Here is a 15,511-nt window from a genome sequence, read left to right as displayed (position 1 = left end):
ACTGACCGGGAGCCCGGTCCGCGCCCCCACCGGAGGCCGGGCCGCCCGACACGTAGGACCGCCGCGGCTCGAGGGTCGAGCGCGCCGGGAACGAAGGAGCGGACGACGGATGGTCGACTCGAGGGCCCCCCTCGCGCAGGACGGACGGCGCGCGGAACGGCTGGAGCTGCGGGTGCCCACCACCCCGACCCAGCTGCCCGCGGTCCGGGCCATGGCCGGTGACCTGGCGATGCGCATGGACTACGACCTCGACGCGGTGGAGGATCTGCGCCTCGCGGTCGACGAGGCCTGCGCCACCCTGTCGACGATCGTGGAGGGCGATGCGCCGCTCACGGTCGTCTTCGAGACCACCCGGGCCGGCCTGCACATCAGCGCCTGGGTGCCCACCTCCGACGGCACCGAGGTGCCCACCGACGGGTTCGGCTGGGCGGTGCTGGCTGCCCTGGTCGACTCCGTGGAGGGCCGCCGGTCCACCGAGCGCGAGATGCCCGGCGGCAACGGTGACGACGTCCCGGTCGCCGTCATCTCGCTCGCCAAGTACCTGCCGGGCCAGCGCCCGGCCGGCGTGGGCAGCGACGACAACGTCTCGGTGGCCCGGTGAGCCGGTCGGCCGCCGCCGACTCCGTCGAGGAGGAACCGCTGGACGCCACCGACGGCACGCCGGTCGACCCCCCGGCGGACGAGCCGGTCGCCATCCCGGAGCAGCCCACTCGGGGCACCTCGGCCGCGCCGGTGGCCGACGCCGCGCCGGTGGCCGACGCCGAGCCGGTGGCCGAGGTGGAGCCGGACGCGCCCCCGCTGTCGGAGAACCGGCGCCGGGCCGAGCGGACGGCACCGCTGTTCGCGGAGCTCGCCACGCTGGAGAAGGCCGACCCCCGCCGGGAGCGGCTGCGGGAGATCCTGGTCGAGGAGCACCTCCCCCTGGTGCGCCACTTCGCGCGCCGGTTCAGCAACCGCGGTGAGCCCTTCGACGACCTGCTGCAGGTCGGCACCTTGGGGTTGATCGCGGCCATCGACCGGTTCGACCCGACGCGGGGCGTGGAGTTCCTCTCCTTCGCCGTCCCGACGATCACCGGGGAGATCAAGCGGCACTTCCGCGACCAGGGCTGGTCGGTGCGGGTGCCGCGCCGGCTGCAGGAGCTGCACCTGTCGCTCAACGCCGCGGTGGGCGAGCTGGCGCAGAAGAACGGCCGTGCGCCCACGCCGTCGGAGCTGGCCGAGCACCTCGGCATCCCGCGCGCGGAGGTGCTGGAGGGCCTGGCCGTGGCCAACGCCTACCGCAGCAGCTCGCTGGACGAGCGGCTCTCGGGCGAGGACGACTCCCCCACCCTGGCGGCGACGCTGGGCGAGGAGGACGCCGCGCTGGAGGGCGTGGAGTACCGCGAGTCGCTCCAGCCGCTGCTGGCCACCATCCCGGCCCGCGAGCGCCGCATCCTCATCCTGCGGTTCTTCGGCAACATGACCCAGTCGCAGATCGCCGCCGACATCGGCATCTCGCAGATGCACGTCTCCCGCCTGCTCAGCCAGACCCTGGCCAAGCTCCGCGAGGGCCTGCTCAAGGACTGAGGAAGGGCCTCCCTGCCCCCCGCACCTCGCACGCTCAGGCGCGGGCCCCTGCAGGGAGGCCCTACCAGCACGTCGCCAGGCTCAGGGCGGGCCCCTGGAGAAGGCCGTGGACGCCGATGGCCCAGAACTCCACGAGTTCTGGGCCATCGGCGTCCGGCGGTCGCTACTGCGCAGGCAGCTGCGGCGGGCCGTCCGGCGCGTCCGGGTCGTCGCTGCCGGCCCGGTTGCGCGGATCGGCGGCCGGGCCGCTGTCCCGCACGTCCTGGGCGACCTGCGACAGGGGCGGCGGCGTCGGCACCGCGGGTGCGGTGTCGGTGATGCTCGAGAGCTCGATCTTCGCCTCGGGCTGGTCGGCCGCCCGCGGCAGCTGCGACTCGAACCAGGTGCTGGTGTCCAGCCCGCCGTCCTTCGGGCCGCTGCCGCCGTCACCGTCGCGGGCGGGGGGCACGTCCATCCAGGACTTCCCCTCCCCGGCGCCGCCGAGGTTCGCCAGCCCGTCCAGCGCCTTGCTGAACTCGCTGGGGACGATCCACATCTTGTTGGCGTCGCCCTGCGCGATCTGCGGCAGCGTCTGCAGGTACTGGTAGGCCAGCAGACCCTGGTCGGGCTTGCCGTCGTGGATGGCCTGGAAGACCGTCTCGATCGACTTCGCCTGACCCTGCGCCTGCAGGTAAAGCGCCGCGCGCTCACCCTCGGCGCGCAGGATGCGGCTCTGCCGCTCGGCCTCCGCCTCGAGGATCGCGGCCTGCTTCTTGCCCTCGGCGGAGAGGATCGCCGCGGCCTTCTCGCCCTCGGCCGTGGTGATGGCCGACTGCCGCGCACCCTCGGCGGTCAGGATGATGGCGCGCTTGTCGCGGTCGGCGCGCATCTGCTTCTCCATCGAGTCCTGGATGGAGGGCGGCGGGTCGATGGCCTTGATCTCCACGCGCGCCACCCGCAGACCCCAGGGCCCGGTCGTGCCGTCGAGCACCGAGCGCAACTGGCTGTTGATCCCGTCGCGCCCGGTGAGCGCCCCCTCGAGGTTCAGGCCACCGACCACGTTCCGCAGCGTCGTCGTCGTCAGCTGCTCCATGCCGGTGATGTAGTTGGCGATGCCGTACACGGCCAGCCGGGGGTCGGTCACCTGGAAGTAGACGACGGTGTCGATGCCGACCTGCAGGTTGTCGGCCGTGATCACCGGCTGGGGCGGGAAGGAGATGACCTGCTCGCGCAGGTCGATCGTCGCGCGCACGCGGTCGACGAACGGCACCAGGACCGAGAGGCCGGGCGAGAGGGTGCGGCTGTACCGACCCAGTCGCTCGACGACCTTGGCCTGGGCCTGGGGGACGATCGTCACGCTCTTCGCAATCACGATGATCACGAGCACGGCGACGACGATCAGTGCGATGAGCGCCGCATCCACGGCTGGCTCCCTTCGTCGGGGGTCACCGTCGATCCTGCCCTGCCGGGTCCGGCCGGGTCAGCACCCTGGGGACGGCGTTCACTCCAGCGCGTCCCCGACGACGGCCGTCGCGCCGTCGACCTGCAGGATGCGCACGGTCTCGCCGACGGTGAAGGACTCCGCGCTGTGCTGGCTGCGGGCGCTCCACTCGTCGGCGCCCAGCCGGATCCGGCCGCCCGAGGCGTCGACGTCCGCGCTCACGACCGCCGTCCGGCCGATCAGCGTGTCCACGCCGTCGAGCTGCAGCGGCGTGCGGTCGGTGAGCTGCTTCTTCGCGATCGGCCGCACCGCCACCAGCAGGACACCCGAGACGATGATGAAGGTCGCCAGCTGCAACCACAGCGCCCCACCCAGCAGCGCGACCGCCATCCCGCCGACGGCCCCACCGGCCAGCATGAGCAGCACCAGGTCGAGGGTGAACATCTCCCCGACCGCCAGCGCCCCGGCTCCGATCAACCACAGCAACCACGCCATGGCCCGAGTCTGGCAGAGCCGGGCGCCCGGGACGCCCGCCTGCGGAGCGGCCGCCGCGTCGTAACCTCGACCGGTGCACGACGTCCCCGCCGGCCGGCTCGCGGTCTGGGCCACCGCCTGGCTCTCCGGGCGCAGCTCCTACGACGAGACGCTGGAGGCGCTGACCGGCGAGCACGCCCACCTCGTCACCGGCCTGCCGGGCGAGCCCGCGGCCGTCCCGCTCGGCGCGGCCCTCACGGCGCTGCGCGGGCTGGGCGAGCGGCGGCTGCGGCTGGTGCTGCCGGTGCCGGGCGACGTCCGGGGGTTGCCGGCGGTACCCGGGCTCGCACCGGCGGCCCTGGAGGCCGGCCAGGCCGCGGTCGGCGAGCGGGTGGCCCTGGTGCCGCGGTCGGGCCCCGAGGTGGTCACCTGGACGGCGTTCCCGCTGACCGGCGCCCTGCCCCCGCCGCCGGTCGAGGGCACGCTCCGGTCGGTGTCCGGCGCGCTGGACCTCGCCGTCGGCGACGCCGCCCGGACGCTGGCCGGGCTGGACCTCGCGCGGTGGCACCCCGAGGTCCCCGCGCTGCTGGCCGACCTGGCGCGGCCGAAGCCGGCCCCCGGCCTGCCGTTCGACCACGACCCGCTGGCGCTGTCGGTGCTCGGGCGGGCGCAGCGGCTGGCCGCGGTGCTCGATCTGGCCACCACCGACGCGCCGGGTGCGGCGGTCAACCAGGCGCAGATCGCCGCCCGGGACTCCGCCCTGCGCCCGCTGGCCGACGCGGTGCGCGGGGCGATCACCGCCGCCTACAACGACATCCCGAGGTGACGGCGGCGGGATCCGTCGCCGCCGGGCGACCCGCGCCGAGTGGGGCCCGGAGGGTCCCGCGCAGGCACGAAGCAGCGGCTCCGATCAGGCCGGGGACGGCTCCTGGCCGCCGTGGAGGCCGGTAGGCCGACGTTGGACGTAGCAACAGGAGGCCGGGCAGTTGGTGCCCAGGCGGGGCTCCCCGCCTGCCCGGCGCTCCTCGAGCAGCTCCCGCAGCGCCGTCACGAACGCCGGGTGGGTGCCGGCGGTGGCGGCCCGGGCGAAGGCGAGGCCGAGCTCCTCGGCGGTCTCCTCGGCCTCGTTGTCGAGGTCCCAGATCACCTCGAGGTGGTCGCTGACGAAGCCGACCGGGAAGAGGACGACGGCCTTCTCCCCGGCCTGCGCCAGGGCGGTCAGGTGGTCGTTGACGTCGGGCTCCAGCCACGGCACCGACGGCGGGCCGCTGCGGCTCTGCCACACCAGGTCGAACGGGCGGCCGGGAGCGGCGAGGTCCACGACCTGCTGGGCGGCGGCCTGGAGCTCGGCCTCGTAGGCGTGCCCCTCCGGCCCGGCGACGGCGGCCATCGAGTCGGGGATGCTGTGCGCGGTCGCCACCAGGCGCGCGGAGTTGCGCACCTCCTCGGGCAGCTCCGCCAGCGCCGCGGTGAGGGCGTCGGCGTTGGCGCGCACGAAGCCGTCGGCGTCGAAGTAGTGCGGCAGCTTCTCCGCGGTCGGCCCACCCGGTGCCGCGGCGTCCCCGGTGAGCGCGGCCCGGGCGCGGGCGATGTCCTCGTGGTACTGCCGGCACCCGGAGAAGGAGGCGTAGGCCGAGGTGGCGAGCACGTAGGCGTGCTGGATGCCGTCGTCGGTCATCTGCTGCCAGACGTCCTCGACGTACGGCGCCCAGTTGCGGTTGCCCCAGTAGAGCGGCAGGTCGATCCCGGCCGCCCGGAGCTCGGCCTCCAGCGCCGCGAGCAGGGCCTTGTTCTGGTCGTTGATCGGGCTGACGCCGCCGAAGTGGTGGTAGTGCTCGGCGACCTCCGCCAACCGCTCGCGCGGGATGCCGCGCCCACGGGTGACGTTCTCCAGGAACGGCATGACGTCGTCGTGGCCCTCGGGGCCGCCGAAGGAGAGCAGGAGCAGCGCCTCCCGCCGCCCGGGCGGGGCGGGCTCCGCCGACGGCGGGACGCCGCCGTTGTTGCGGACGGCCAGCGAGGGGTCCTCGTCGGGACGCTGACCGGCAGGGGTGATGTCGACGTTGGCGCGGGGCACGTGGGTTCTTTCCTCTTGCGGGGCGTCGGCGGATGCACTCACACGCCGACGGCGTGGAAGCCCCCGTCGACGTGGACGATCTCGCCCGTGGTGGCAGGGAACCAGTCGGAGAGCAGGGCGACGACCGCCTTGCCAGCGGGCTCCGTGTCGGTGACCGACCAGCCCAGCGGCGCGCGCCCCTCCCACGCCTCCTCGAACTGCTTGCTGCCCGGGATCGACTTCATGGCCATGCTGCGCAGCGGCCCGGCGGCGACGATGTTGGACCGCACGCCCTCGGGGCCGAGCTCGCGGGCCACGTAGCGGCTGACCGACTCCAGCGCCGCCTTGGCCGCGCCCATCCAGCCGTACACCGGCCAGGCGACGGAGGCGTCGAAGGTCAGCCCGACGACCGACGACGGGTTGGCCAGCAGCGGCCGGCAGGCCTGGGTGAGCGAGGCGTAGGACCAGGACGAGACCTGGAACGCGGTGGCGGCGTGCTCCCAGGCGACCTCCGGGAAGCCCTCCCCCATCGCCTCCTGCGGCGCGAAGCCGATGGAGTGCACCACGCCGTCCAGGGTCTCGAAGCCCTGCTCGCGCAGCCGGTCGGCCAGCGTCGACAGGTGCTCGTCGTCCGTGACGTCGAGCTCGACGACGGCGGCCTCCTGCGGCAGCCGCTTGGCGATCCGCTGGCACAGCGAGAGCGCCCGCCCGAAGTTGGAGAGCACGACGGTGGCGCCCTGCTCCTGCGCGATCCGGGCGGTGGCGAAGGCGATCGACGCCTCGGTGAGGACCCCGGTGATCAGGATCTTCTTGCCCTCGAGGATGCCGCTCATCAGTGCCCCATTCCCAGTCCGCCGTCGACCGGGACGACCGCCCCGGTGATGTAGGCCGCCGCGTCCGAGGCCAGGAACCGCACGACGCCGGCGATCTCGTCGGCGTCGGCGTACCGGCCCAGCGGCACCTGCCCGAGGATCTCCTTCTGCCGGGCCTCCGGCAGCTCCGCGGTCATGTCGGTGGTGACGAAGCCGGGCGCGACGACGTTGGCCGTGATGCCGCGGCTGCCGAGCTCGCGGGCGATCGATCGGGCCAGGCCGACGAGCCCGGCCTTGCTCGCCGCGTAGTTGGTCTGGCCGGCCGAGCCGAGCAGCCCGACGACCGAGGAGACGAAGACCATCCGCCCCGAACGGGCGCGCACCATCTTGGCGGCCGCGCGCTTGGAGACCCGGTACGCGGCGGTCAGGTTGGCGTCGACGACGTCGGTGAAGTCCGCTTCCTTCATCCGCATGAGCAGGCCGTCGCGGGTGATGCCGGCGTTGCTCACCAGCACCTCGACCGGCCCCTGGTGCTCCTCGACCTCGCCGAACGCGCGGTCGACGTCCTCGCTGCTGGTGACATCGCAGCGCACGCCGAACAGCCCGTCGGGTGCGCCGCTCCCGCGGTGGGTGACGGCGACGGAATCCCCCTGCTCGGCGAAGGCGCGGGCGATGGCGAGCCCGATCCCCCGGTTCCCGCCGGTCACGAGCACCGACCTGCCCACGTCCCACTCCCCTGTGCCGACGACCCGGTCGCCCCCGAACCTAGTGCCTGCCCGCCGGTCCCACCGGATACCGGCGGGTACGTGATCACCGCCTCACGCGACCGGGCGGCCGGCGAGGTCCCGGGCGACCGCGGCCGCGGCGTCCGCGAGGTGGGCGACCCAACCGGGCAGCAGGTCCGCCGAGTACCGCGCCGAGGGCGCGGCGAGGGAGAGCGCCGCCCCCTCGAAGCCACCCGCCGCCGGGACGGCGACCCCGACCGCCGTCAGCCCTGCCTCGGTGGCCTGGTCGTTGACGGCGTAGCCCCGGCGCCCCACGGTGCGCAGTTCGCGGTCCAGCCGTGCGGCCACGTCGGGGTCCAGCGGCCCGAGGACGGCAGCACGCCGGGCGGCGTCCATCGTGGCCAGCACGGCCTTGCCGCCGGAGGCGAGGTGGGCGGGCAGCATGCGGCCGGTGCGGTCGCCCACGCGCAGCACCTGGCGGCTCTCCACCGTCGCGACGAACCGCACGTCGGCCCCGGCCAGCAGCACGACGTTGGCGGTCTCCCCCACCGCGTCGACCAGCCGCCTCAGGTGCGGCAGGGCGGCCTCCCGCAAGGCGGCGACCGGCGCCTGCGGCACCCCGTCGGGGCGCAGGACCGGCCCGGGCGCGTACCGGCGGTCGGGCAACTGCTCGGCGAAGTCGCGGTAGACGAGCATCCCCAGCAGCCGGTGCGCCGTGGACACCGAGACGCCCAGGCGCGCCGCGACGTCGGTCACCCGGAGCGCACCTTCCTGCTGGAGCAGCGTGGCCAGCAGCAGGGCGGAGTCCACCGAGCCGATGGCGTACGCCGGCCTGTTCCTCACAGCAGAAAACGCTATCCCCCTCTGCGGAACGTCGGGCACGGTCGGTGCGGCGCACCACGACGAGGGGGTCGAGCAGTGCAGTTCTACCTGGATGGTTACCGGCCCGGCGATCCGCTGGTCGAGGAGCCGCACCCGTCGGTCGCGACCCGGCCGGAGGGGCTGCCCGACGAGGCGGACGTCGTCATCGTCGGCTGCGGCCCGGCCGGTCTCGTGCTCGCCGCGCAACTGGCCGCCTTCCCCGAGATCCGCACCGTCGTCGTCGACCGGCGGGACGGGCCGCTGCAGGTCGGCCAGGCCGACGGCGTCGCCTGCCGCACCGTCGAGATGTTCGAGGCCTTCGGCCTCGCCGACCGGCTGGTCGCGGAGGCCTACTGGGTCAACGAGGTCGCCTTCTGGCGCCCCGACCCGGCCGACCGCACCCGCATCACGCGCACCGGCCGGGTCCAGGACGTCGAGGACGGCCTGTCGGAGTTCCCGCACGTGATCGTGAACCAGGCGCGGATGCTGGCCTGGCTGCGCGAGCACATGGCACGGTCGGCGGGCCGGCTGCAGCCGTTCTACGGGTTGCACGCCAGTGACGTGCAGGTCGACGCCGACGGCGCGACGGTCACCCTGCGGCACGTGACCGGCGGCCGGGAGACCGGCGAGACGTCGACGATCCGCGCGCGGTACGTCGTCGGCTGCGACGGCGCGCGCAGCAGCGTCCGGACGGCGATCGGCCGGGAGCTCGTCGGCGATCCGATGAACTCGTCGTGGGGCGTCATGGACGTCCTGGCGGTCACCGACTTCCCCGACATCCGGCTGAAGGCCGCCGTCCACTCGGCCAACCAGGGCAACCTGCTGGTCATCCCGCGCGAGGGCGGCTACCTCGTCCGGCTCTACATCGAGCTCGACGCCGTCGCCGACCGGGACCTGCACGACCGGCGCACCGTCACGCCCGAGAAGCTGGCCGCCGTCGCCAACCGGATCCTGCACCCGTACTCGATCGACGTGAAGGACGTCGGCTGGTGGTCGGTCTACGACATCGGCCAGCGGCTCTGCGACCGGTTCGACGACGTCCCCGCCGAGGAGGAGTCCACCCGGCTGCCGCGGGTCTTCATCGCCGGCGACGCCTGCCACACGCACAGCGCCAAGGCCGGCCAGGGCATGAACGTCTCGATGGCCGACGCCTGGAACCTCGGGTGGAAGCTGGCCGCGGTGCTGCGGGGCACCGCCCGGCCCGAGCTGCTGCGCACCTACTCCGAGGAGCGGCAGGCGGTCGCCCAGGAGCTCATCGACTTCGACCGCGAGTTCGCCCGCATGTTCAGCGCGCCGCCGAGGGAGGAGGGCGGCAGCGACGAGGGCGTGGACCCCGAGGAGTTCCAGCGCTACTTCGTGCGGCAGGGCCGGTTCACCGCCGGTGTCGCCACGCGGTACGCGCCGTCGTTGATCACCGGGGAGGGCGAGCACCAGGCGCTGGCCGAGGGCTACCCGGTGGGGATGCGGTTCCACTCCGCCCCCGTGGTGCGGGTCGCCGACGCCAAGCCCGTGCAGCTGGGGCACGTCGCGCGCGCGGACGGTGCCTGGCGGCTGTACGTCTTCGCCGATGCCGCGGAGCCGACCTCCCCCGCCTCGCGCGCCCGCGTGCTGCTGGAGCACCTCCGGTCGGCGGGATCGCCGGTGGCCCGGTACACCCCTGCGGGCGCCGCCCCCGACTCGGTGATCGACATCCGCGGCGTCTTCCAGCAGGGGCACCGGGACCTGGCCGTCGAGTCGCTCCCTCCCGCGCTGCTGCCGCGCAAGGGCCGGTTCGGGCTGGTCGACCACGAGAAGGCGTTCGCCCCCGACCCGAAGAGCGACGACGTCTTCGACCTGCGCGGCGTCGACCGCGAGCGGGGGTGCATGGTCCTGGTCCGGCCCGACCAGCACGTGTCGGCGGTGCTGCCGCTGGACGCGCACGAGGAGCTGAGCCGCCTCCTGTCCGGGGTGCTGCTCGACGCGCGGTGACGGGCGGGCGTCAGTCGTGCCGGCGGCGCCGCACCCAGCCGCCGCCGTACAGCGCCCACAGCACGAGCAGCGGCTGGAAGAACAGCCGGACCAACCGCTTGCGGTCGGTGTCCAGGCCGAAGGCGTCGGTGCCCTCGACGTACTGCGCGACGTTGCCGGGGAAGATCACCACGAAGAACGCCGCCAGCAGCCCGCCGACGAGCCGCCGCTTCCGCGGGAGCGCGATGAACGAGGCCCCCAGCGCGATCTCGACGACGCCCGAGGCCAGGACGGTCAACTCCTCGTCGACGGGGAACCAGGCCGGTACCTGGGCCCGGAACTCCTCCCGCTGCGTGGTCAGGTGCAGCACGCCGGCACCGACCATGACCGCGCCGAGCAGCAGGCGGGCAGCGGTGCGGGCGGCGGCGGCGGGCATGCACGGACGGTAGCCCCGCGCGCCGGCACCCGGCGTTGACAGGCGGGACGGGCCGCCCGTAGACAGCGGAGGTGGCTGACGACGTCTCGCGCCGGGTGGCGCTCACGGTGACCGACGGCGTGGCGACCGTCCGGCTGGACCGACCGGAGAAGCTCAACGCGCTGGACCAGGCGATGTTCGCCGCGATACTGGCCACCGGGAAGGAGCTGATGGCCCGGGAGGACGTCGGCGCGGTGGTGCTCACCGGGGCCGGCCGGGCCTTCTGCGCCGGCCTGGACTTCGGCTCCTTTGCGGACATGGCCGAACGCGGGCAGGAGCGGACCCGAGAGCGCGAGGCGACCGCCCCGGAGCCGCTGGGCGCGGCCGGCGCGCTGGCCCAGCAGGTGGTGCACGTCTGGTCGCTGGTGCCCGCGCCGGTGATCGCGGCGGTGCACGGCGTGGCCTTCGGCGGTGGCCTGCAGATCGCGCTCGGTGCCGACATCCGGCTGGTCGCGCCGGACGCGCAGCTGTCGCTGATGGAGATCCTGTGGGGCATCGTGCCCGACATGTGCGGCACCCAGCTGCTGCCCGAGCTGGTCGGCCGCGACGTCGCCAAGGAGCTCGCGTTGACCGGGCGGAAGGTGTCGGGCACCGAGGCGGTGCGGCTGGGGCTGGCCACCCGCGAGGCCGCCGACCCGCTCGCCGCCGCGCTGGAGCTGGCGGCCGAGATCGCCGGGCACAGCCGCAGCGCGACGCGGGCGGTGAAGCGGCTGGTCGACCTCGCCGGCCGGGTGCCGCTCGCCGAGGGGCTGGCCGCCGAGCAGGCGGAGATCGGCGCGCTGATCGGCTCGCCGGAGCAGGCCGCCGTCGTCCGCCGCCGGCTGGAGCGCCGCGCCTGAGCCGCTACCGGGGCACCAGCACCGACCAGGCGTGGTGCGCGAGCCGCCAGCCACCGGTCTGCCGCAGCTCGCCGAGCTCACCGTCGGCGTCGACGGGCACCGGCCCGCCGGAGATCCGCACCTCGCGGCCGCGCAGCAGCAGCACGTCGGGCCGGTCGAGGTGCCGGCCCGCGGTGAGCGCCGCCGCGTAGGCCGCGCGGGCGACCGGTCCGGTCGCCGCGCAGACCACCACGTCGGCCAGGCCGTCGTCGGGCCGCGCGTCCGGGGCGAGCGCTGTGCCGCCGCCGATCGTCGCGCCGTTGCACACCCCGACCATGAGCACGGGCTGCTCGCCGTCGGCGGCCCACGCCTCGGCCTCGTGGACGGCGACGCGCCCGTCGACCTCCACCCGCAGCGGCCAGCCGGTGTCCCCCAGCCCCGCGATCGCCGCGCCCACCGGGTAGGCCACCGCACCCAGCCGCTGCTTCAGCCGGTGCGCCTCCGCGGCTGCCTCCGCACCCACCCCGGCGTGGACGGCGTTGACCACGACGGCCCCGGCGTCGTCGCGCAGCAGGTCCAGCGGGCGCGGCACGCCGGCCAGCACGGCCGCGGCGCCGTCGGCCGGGTCCAGCGGCAGCCCGAGGGTGCGGGCCAGGTCGTTGCCCGTGCCGCACGCGATGATGCCGACCGGCTCGTCGGCCGAGAGCCGCCCGGCCCGGTCGAGGGCGGCGACCACCGCGTGCACCGAGCCGTCACCGCCCAGCACCACGACACGGGAGCCGGGGTGGGCGGCCAGCGCCTCGTCGAGGTCAGCGGCGTCGGCGGTGGCGGCGACGGAGACGTCGCCACCTTTCCGCAGCCCGGCGACCGCGGCCTCCACCCGGTCGTCCTGGGCGGTGCCCGCCGCCCGGTTCACCACGAGCAGCATCTCCGGGTCACCGGACATCGGGCCTCCTGCCTGGTCGGACGGACGGCCGACCGTACTGGCCGCACCGCACCGCCCCACGGGCGAGGGTGCTCAGCCGCGCCGGGCGCGCGCCGCCGCGGCGAGCTCGGCGAGGAGCTCCTCGGTCGTCGGGAGGTCGACGCAGGCGTCGGTGACGCTCTTGCCGTACTCCAGGTCGCCGGGCCGCGCCTGGTCGAGGTCCTGCCGTCCGGCGACCAGGTTGCTCTCCACCATCACGCCCCGGATGGCCTGCTCCCCGCCGGCGATCTGCCCGGCGAGGTCGCGGACGACGTCGATCTGCCGGAGGTGGTTCTTCTGGCTGTTGCCGTGCGAGGCGTCGACGACGATCACCTCCGGCAGCCCGCGTGCGGCCAGCCGGCGCCGGGTGTCGGCGATGTGGGCGGCCGAGTAGTTCGGGCCGTCCTTGGCGCCGCGCAGGATGACGTGACCGGTGTGGTTGCCCGTCGTCGACAGCTGCGCGGAGACGCCGTGGGCGTCGACCCCGAGGAACTGGTGCGGCGCCCGCGCGGTCATCACCGCCTGGATCGCGGACTCGACGCTGCCCTCGGGCGAGTTCTTGAAGCCGACGACCGAGGAGAACCCCGAGACCCGCTCCCGGGCGGTCTGGTCGGTGACGTTCCGCGCGCCGACCCCGTTGTAGGTGACCAGCCCGTTGACGTACTGCGGGGTCAGCGCGTTCAGCGGCTCCGCGGCGACCGGCACCCCTGCCGCGGTGATGCGGCACATCAGCATCCGGGTGGCGACCAGCCCCACGCTGATCCGGCTCGACGCGTCGAGGAACGGGTCGTAGGCGAAGCCCTTCCAGTCGACCTCGGTGCGCGGCTTCTCGGTGTAGGTGCGCATGAGGATCTCGAGGTCCGCGCCGTGCCGCTCGCGCATCCGGGCGACGAAGGCGGCGTAGTCGAGCGCGGCCTCCGGGTCGTGGATCGAGCAGGGCCCGGCGATGACCGCGAGGCGCTCGTCGGCGCCGGTGAGGATCCCGGTCACCGCACGCCGCGCGGCGCGCGTGGTCACGGCGGAGTCCGCCGGCACCGGCACGACGGCGGCGACCGCGGCCGGGGTGACGACGACGCTGGAGCCGGTGATCCGGGTGTTGACCAGGTCGGAGAGGTCGGCCGCACCGCCGGGCGCGACGCCGAGTTGCCGCTGCACGACGGGCAGCAGCTCCGCGAGCTCGCCGTCGATCCGCCGGTTGACGCGGGTCTGCACCTCGAGCAGGAGCTCGGCGACGCGCGTCGCCTCGGTCAGGAGCGGTTCGGCGGTCATCGGTCCTCCAGTGCGGCGGTGAGCAGCGCGACGAGCGCCTCGAGCTGGACGTCGGCCGAGCCCTGCATCTCCTCGTCCGAGCCGTCCAGCGCCCGGGCGGCGAGGCCGGCCTTGCTGTCGATGAGCTCGGCGATGCGGGCGTCGAGGGTCTGCGCGGCGATGATCCGCCACGCGGTCACCGGCTCCGTCTGCCCGATCCGGTGGCTGCGGTCGATCGCCTGCGTCTGCTCGGCGTCGGTCCAGGAGAGCTCGGCGAGGACGAGGTTGGAGGCGACCTGCAGGTTGATCCCGACCCCGGCGGAGGTCAGCGAGCAGACCGCGACGGCGACGTCCGGGTCGTTGACGAAGGCGTCGATGTTCCGCTGCCGCACCGAGGGCGTCTGGTCCCCGCGGATCGAGGAGTAGCGCAGTCCCATGCCGTCGAAGGTCTCCTCGGCCACGTCCATGACGTCGATGTGCTTGGCGAAGAACACGACCTTTCCGGCGCTGCGGGCCAGCTGGGCCGCGTAGTCGGCGGCGAGCCCGGCCTTGGCCTGCCCGATCCGGCGCATCATCGTGAAGACGTTGTCACCACCGGTCGTCGAGGTCGAGTCCTTGAGCTCCCAGCCGGCGACCTTGCGCACGAGCGCGTGGTCGATGCCGACGACCTCGGTGGCCGACTCCCGCGCCGCCAGGGCGCTGTCGTAGCGCTTGACGAGACGGCGGGCGAGCTCCCGCTCGGCCGCGCGGATCGAGCGCCCGGCCTTGTCGTCGAGCTCGACGGGGAGGTCGGCGATGCGGCGGGCGGGGATGTCGGCGGCGACGTCGACCTTGCGCCGGCGGACGATGCCCCGGTCGATGACGCACTGGCGGGCCGCCGGGTAGAAGCCCGGGTCGGCCGGCGTCAGGCCGGTGCCCTCCAGGCACTCCATGAGCTCGCCGAGCGGCTTCTCGTCGTCGATCCAGCCGAGGAACTGCCAGATGGCCCGGAAGTCGTCGATGTCGTTGATCAGCGGCGTGCCGGTGAGCGCCATGAGCAGCGGCCGGGCGCTGCGCAGCCGCAGGCGCTGGGAGAGCTCGAGCACGTGCTGGGAGCGCTGGGAGCTCTTGTTCTTGATGAAGTGCGCCTCGTCGACCACCATCCCGCCGAACCCGAAGTCGCCGAGCCAGCCCACGTGCCGGTCCAGCACCTCGTAGTTGACGATCACGATGTCGGCGAAGCCGTCGACGTTCTCGCCGTTGCCCTGGATCACGGTGGCGCGGCGCTGCGGCACCCAGCGGGCGGCCTCGCGCGCCCAGTTGGTCTTCACGACGTTGGGGACGACGACCAGCAGCGGGAACGCCTGCGCCGCCTCGGCCGCGAGCAGCGACTGGGCCGTCTTGCCCAGGCCCGGCTCGTCGGCGAGCAGGAAGGTGCGGTGACCGCCCGCCGCGGCTGCGACCAGCTGCCCCTGGTGCGGCATGAGCTCCAGCCCCGCCGGGGTGAACTGGGAGCTCGGGAAGGGCAGGGGCATGCACGCGGGGGCGCCGCCGCCGGCGCGCTCGAAGGAGTTGAACAGCGGCTCGAGCAGCTCCCAGCCGGCCAGCCGGCGCGGTCGGACGGCGCTCGCCCGCGCGGCGTCGAAGTCGGGGGCCAGGAAGGGGTTCGCCAGCTGCCGCGAGATGACCGACTGCGGCACGACCTGGCGCTCGGGAGCCGCGAGCACGGGAGCGGCCTCCACCGGCTGCGGGGCCTCCTCCACGGGCGCCTCGATGCCGGCGGCGGCGAGCAGCTCGCGCCGGTGCGACCGGGCGGCCTCGGAGGCGACGGCGTCGTCGGAGAGCAGCGCCAGCAGGCCGGAGTTGCGGACGGCGGTGGTGGCCAGGATCGTCGCGATGCCGTCGAGCCGCTTGAGCTGCTCGCCCCGGCGGCCCTCACCTGTGCTCTGGTCGGCCTGCACGCGGGCGCGCTCCTCGCGCAGCACCAGCGCGATGGCCTGGAACTCCGCGCGCACCGAGGGCGTCACGCGGTCGCGCTTGACCGCCGCCTCGACGTCGCGGACGGCGCGGGCGAGCACCGCGATGACGTCGCCCTCGCGGACGCGCCGCTGGGTGCGCGGGGCGCCGCGCCGGGCGCCCGTCGAGCGCCGTGCTGGTCGAGCCACA

At 74.6% G+C, this 15,511-nt stretch carries 15 protein-coding genes; 5 read left to right on the top strand and 10 right to left on the bottom strand.

Features of this window, described 5'->3' with window-relative positions:
* Window positions 1–109: 109 nt before the first annotated feature.
* Complete coding sequence (locus tag ACI794_RS09385) at window positions 110–601, top strand: ATP-binding protein (protein ID WP_456581135.1); 492 nt, start codon at window positions 110–112, stop codon at window positions 599–601.
* A complete protein-coding gene (locus ACI794_RS09380) occupies window positions 598–1,566 on the top strand; it encodes an RNA polymerase sigma factor SigF (RefSeq protein WP_456616233.1) in 969 nt (322 codons plus the stop codon). Before ACI794_RS09385 ends, ACI794_RS09380 begins: the two co-directional genes overlap by 4 nt.
* A 163-nt stretch (window positions 1,567–1,729) precedes the next feature.
* Here the strand turns inward: ACI794_RS09380 and ACI794_RS09375 are convergent, their stop codons facing one another.
* Both ACI794_RS09375 and ACI794_RS09370 read right to left on the bottom strand, forming a co-directional pair.
* Complete coding sequence (locus ACI794_RS09375) at window positions 1,730–2,968, bottom strand: SPFH domain-containing protein (RefSeq protein WP_456582934.1); 1,239 nt, start codon at window positions 2,966–2,968, stop codon at window positions 1,730–1,732.
* A gap of 78 nt (window positions 2,969–3,046) precedes the next feature.
* Window positions 3,047–3,481, bottom strand: a complete 435-nt coding sequence (locus ACI794_RS09370; RefSeq protein ID WP_456602424.1) for an NfeD family protein — start codon at window positions 3,479–3,481, stop codon at window positions 3,047–3,049.
* A gap of 73 nt (window positions 3,482–3,554) precedes the next feature.
* On the opposite strand from ACI794_RS09370, the gene ACI794_RS09365 reads away from it, so the two are divergent.
* A complete protein-coding gene (locus ACI794_RS09365) occupies window positions 3,555–4,286 on the top strand; it encodes a hypothetical protein (RefSeq protein WP_456602425.1) in 732 nt (243 codons plus the stop codon).
* Between the two features lie 84 nt (window positions 4,287–4,370).
* Here the strand turns inward: ACI794_RS09365 and ACI794_RS09360 are convergent, their stop codons facing one another.
* The 4 genes from ACI794_RS09360 to ACI794_RS09345 form a co-directional block, all read right to left on the bottom strand.
* A complete protein-coding gene (locus tag ACI794_RS09360) occupies window positions 4,371–5,537 on the bottom strand; it encodes a ferrochelatase (RefSeq protein WP_456616232.1) in 1,167 nt (388 codons plus the stop codon).
* 38 nt (window positions 5,538–5,575) lie between these two features.
* The gene (fabI, locus tag ACI794_RS09355; RefSeq protein WP_456602427.1) at window positions 5,576–6,349 is read right to left on the bottom strand and encodes an enoyl-ACP reductase FabI; all 774 of its coding nucleotides are present in this window, start codon (window positions 6,347–6,349) and stop codon (window positions 5,576–5,578) included.
* Window positions 6,349–7,053: a 3-oxoacyl-ACP reductase FabG gene (fabG, locus tag ACI794_RS09350; protein WP_456602428.1), complete on the bottom strand. Its 705-nt coding sequence runs from the start codon at window positions 7,051–7,053 to the stop codon at window positions 6,349–6,351. Before fabG ends, fabI begins: the two co-directional genes overlap by 1 nt.
* A gap of 93 nt (window positions 7,054–7,146) precedes the next feature.
* The gene (locus ACI794_RS09345; protein WP_456602429.1) at window positions 7,147–7,896 is read right to left on the bottom strand and encodes an IclR family transcriptional regulator; all 750 of its coding nucleotides are present in this window, start codon (window positions 7,894–7,896) and stop codon (window positions 7,147–7,149) included.
* A gap of 75 nt (window positions 7,897–7,971) precedes the next feature.
* Here ACI794_RS09345 and ACI794_RS09340 point away from each other — a divergent pair, with 75 nt between their 5' ends.
* Complete coding sequence (locus ACI794_RS09340) at window positions 7,972–9,882, top strand: FAD-binding monooxygenase (RefSeq protein WP_456616231.1); 1,911 nt, start codon at window positions 7,972–7,974, stop codon at window positions 9,880–9,882.
* Window positions 9,883–9,892: 10 nt separating this feature from the next.
* Here ACI794_RS09340 and ACI794_RS09335 read toward each other — a convergent pair whose 3' ends face one another.
* The gene (locus tag ACI794_RS09335) at window positions 9,893–10,297 is read right to left on the bottom strand and encodes a DoxX family protein (protein ID WP_456602431.1); all 405 of its coding nucleotides are present in this window, start codon (window positions 10,295–10,297) and stop codon (window positions 9,893–9,895) included.
* A gap of 71 nt (window positions 10,298–10,368) precedes the next feature.
* Between ACI794_RS09335 and ACI794_RS09330 the strand changes: the two genes are divergently transcribed.
* Window positions 10,369–11,175: a crotonase/enoyl-CoA hydratase family protein gene (locus ACI794_RS09330; protein ID WP_456602432.1), complete on the top strand. Its 807-nt coding sequence runs from the start codon at window positions 10,369–10,371 to the stop codon at window positions 11,173–11,175.
* Between the two features lie 4 nt (window positions 11,176–11,179).
* Here ACI794_RS09330 and ACI794_RS09325 read toward each other — a convergent pair whose 3' ends face one another.
* The 3 genes from ACI794_RS09325 to ACI794_RS09315 form a co-directional block, all read right to left on the bottom strand.
* Window positions 11,180–12,100 carry a diacylglycerol/lipid kinase family protein gene (locus ACI794_RS09325; RefSeq protein WP_456602433.1) on the bottom strand — a complete coding sequence of 307 codons (921 nt, stop codon included), beginning with the start codon at window positions 12,098–12,100 and terminating at the stop codon, window positions 11,180–11,182.
* Window positions 12,101–12,172: 72 nt separating this feature from the next.
* Window positions 12,173–13,387 (bottom strand): 3-deoxy-7-phosphoheptulonate synthase, encoded by a 1,215-nt coding sequence (locus tag ACI794_RS09320; protein WP_456602434.1) that lies wholly within the window; start codon window positions 13,385–13,387, stop codon window positions 12,173–12,175.
* The gene (locus tag ACI794_RS09315) at window positions 13,384–15,510 is read right to left on the bottom strand and encodes a DEAD/DEAH box helicase (protein ID WP_456616230.1); all 2,127 of its coding nucleotides are present in this window, start codon (window positions 15,508–15,510) and stop codon (window positions 13,384–13,386) included. Before ACI794_RS09315 ends, ACI794_RS09320 begins: the two co-directional genes overlap by 4 nt.
* Window position 15,511: the final 1 nt, after the last annotated feature.

Source organism: Blastococcus sp. SYSU DS0541 (assembly GCF_054050875.1).
The sequence above is the reverse complement of the archived record's forward strand: the minus strand, read 5'-3'. Positions and strand labels throughout refer to the sequence as shown.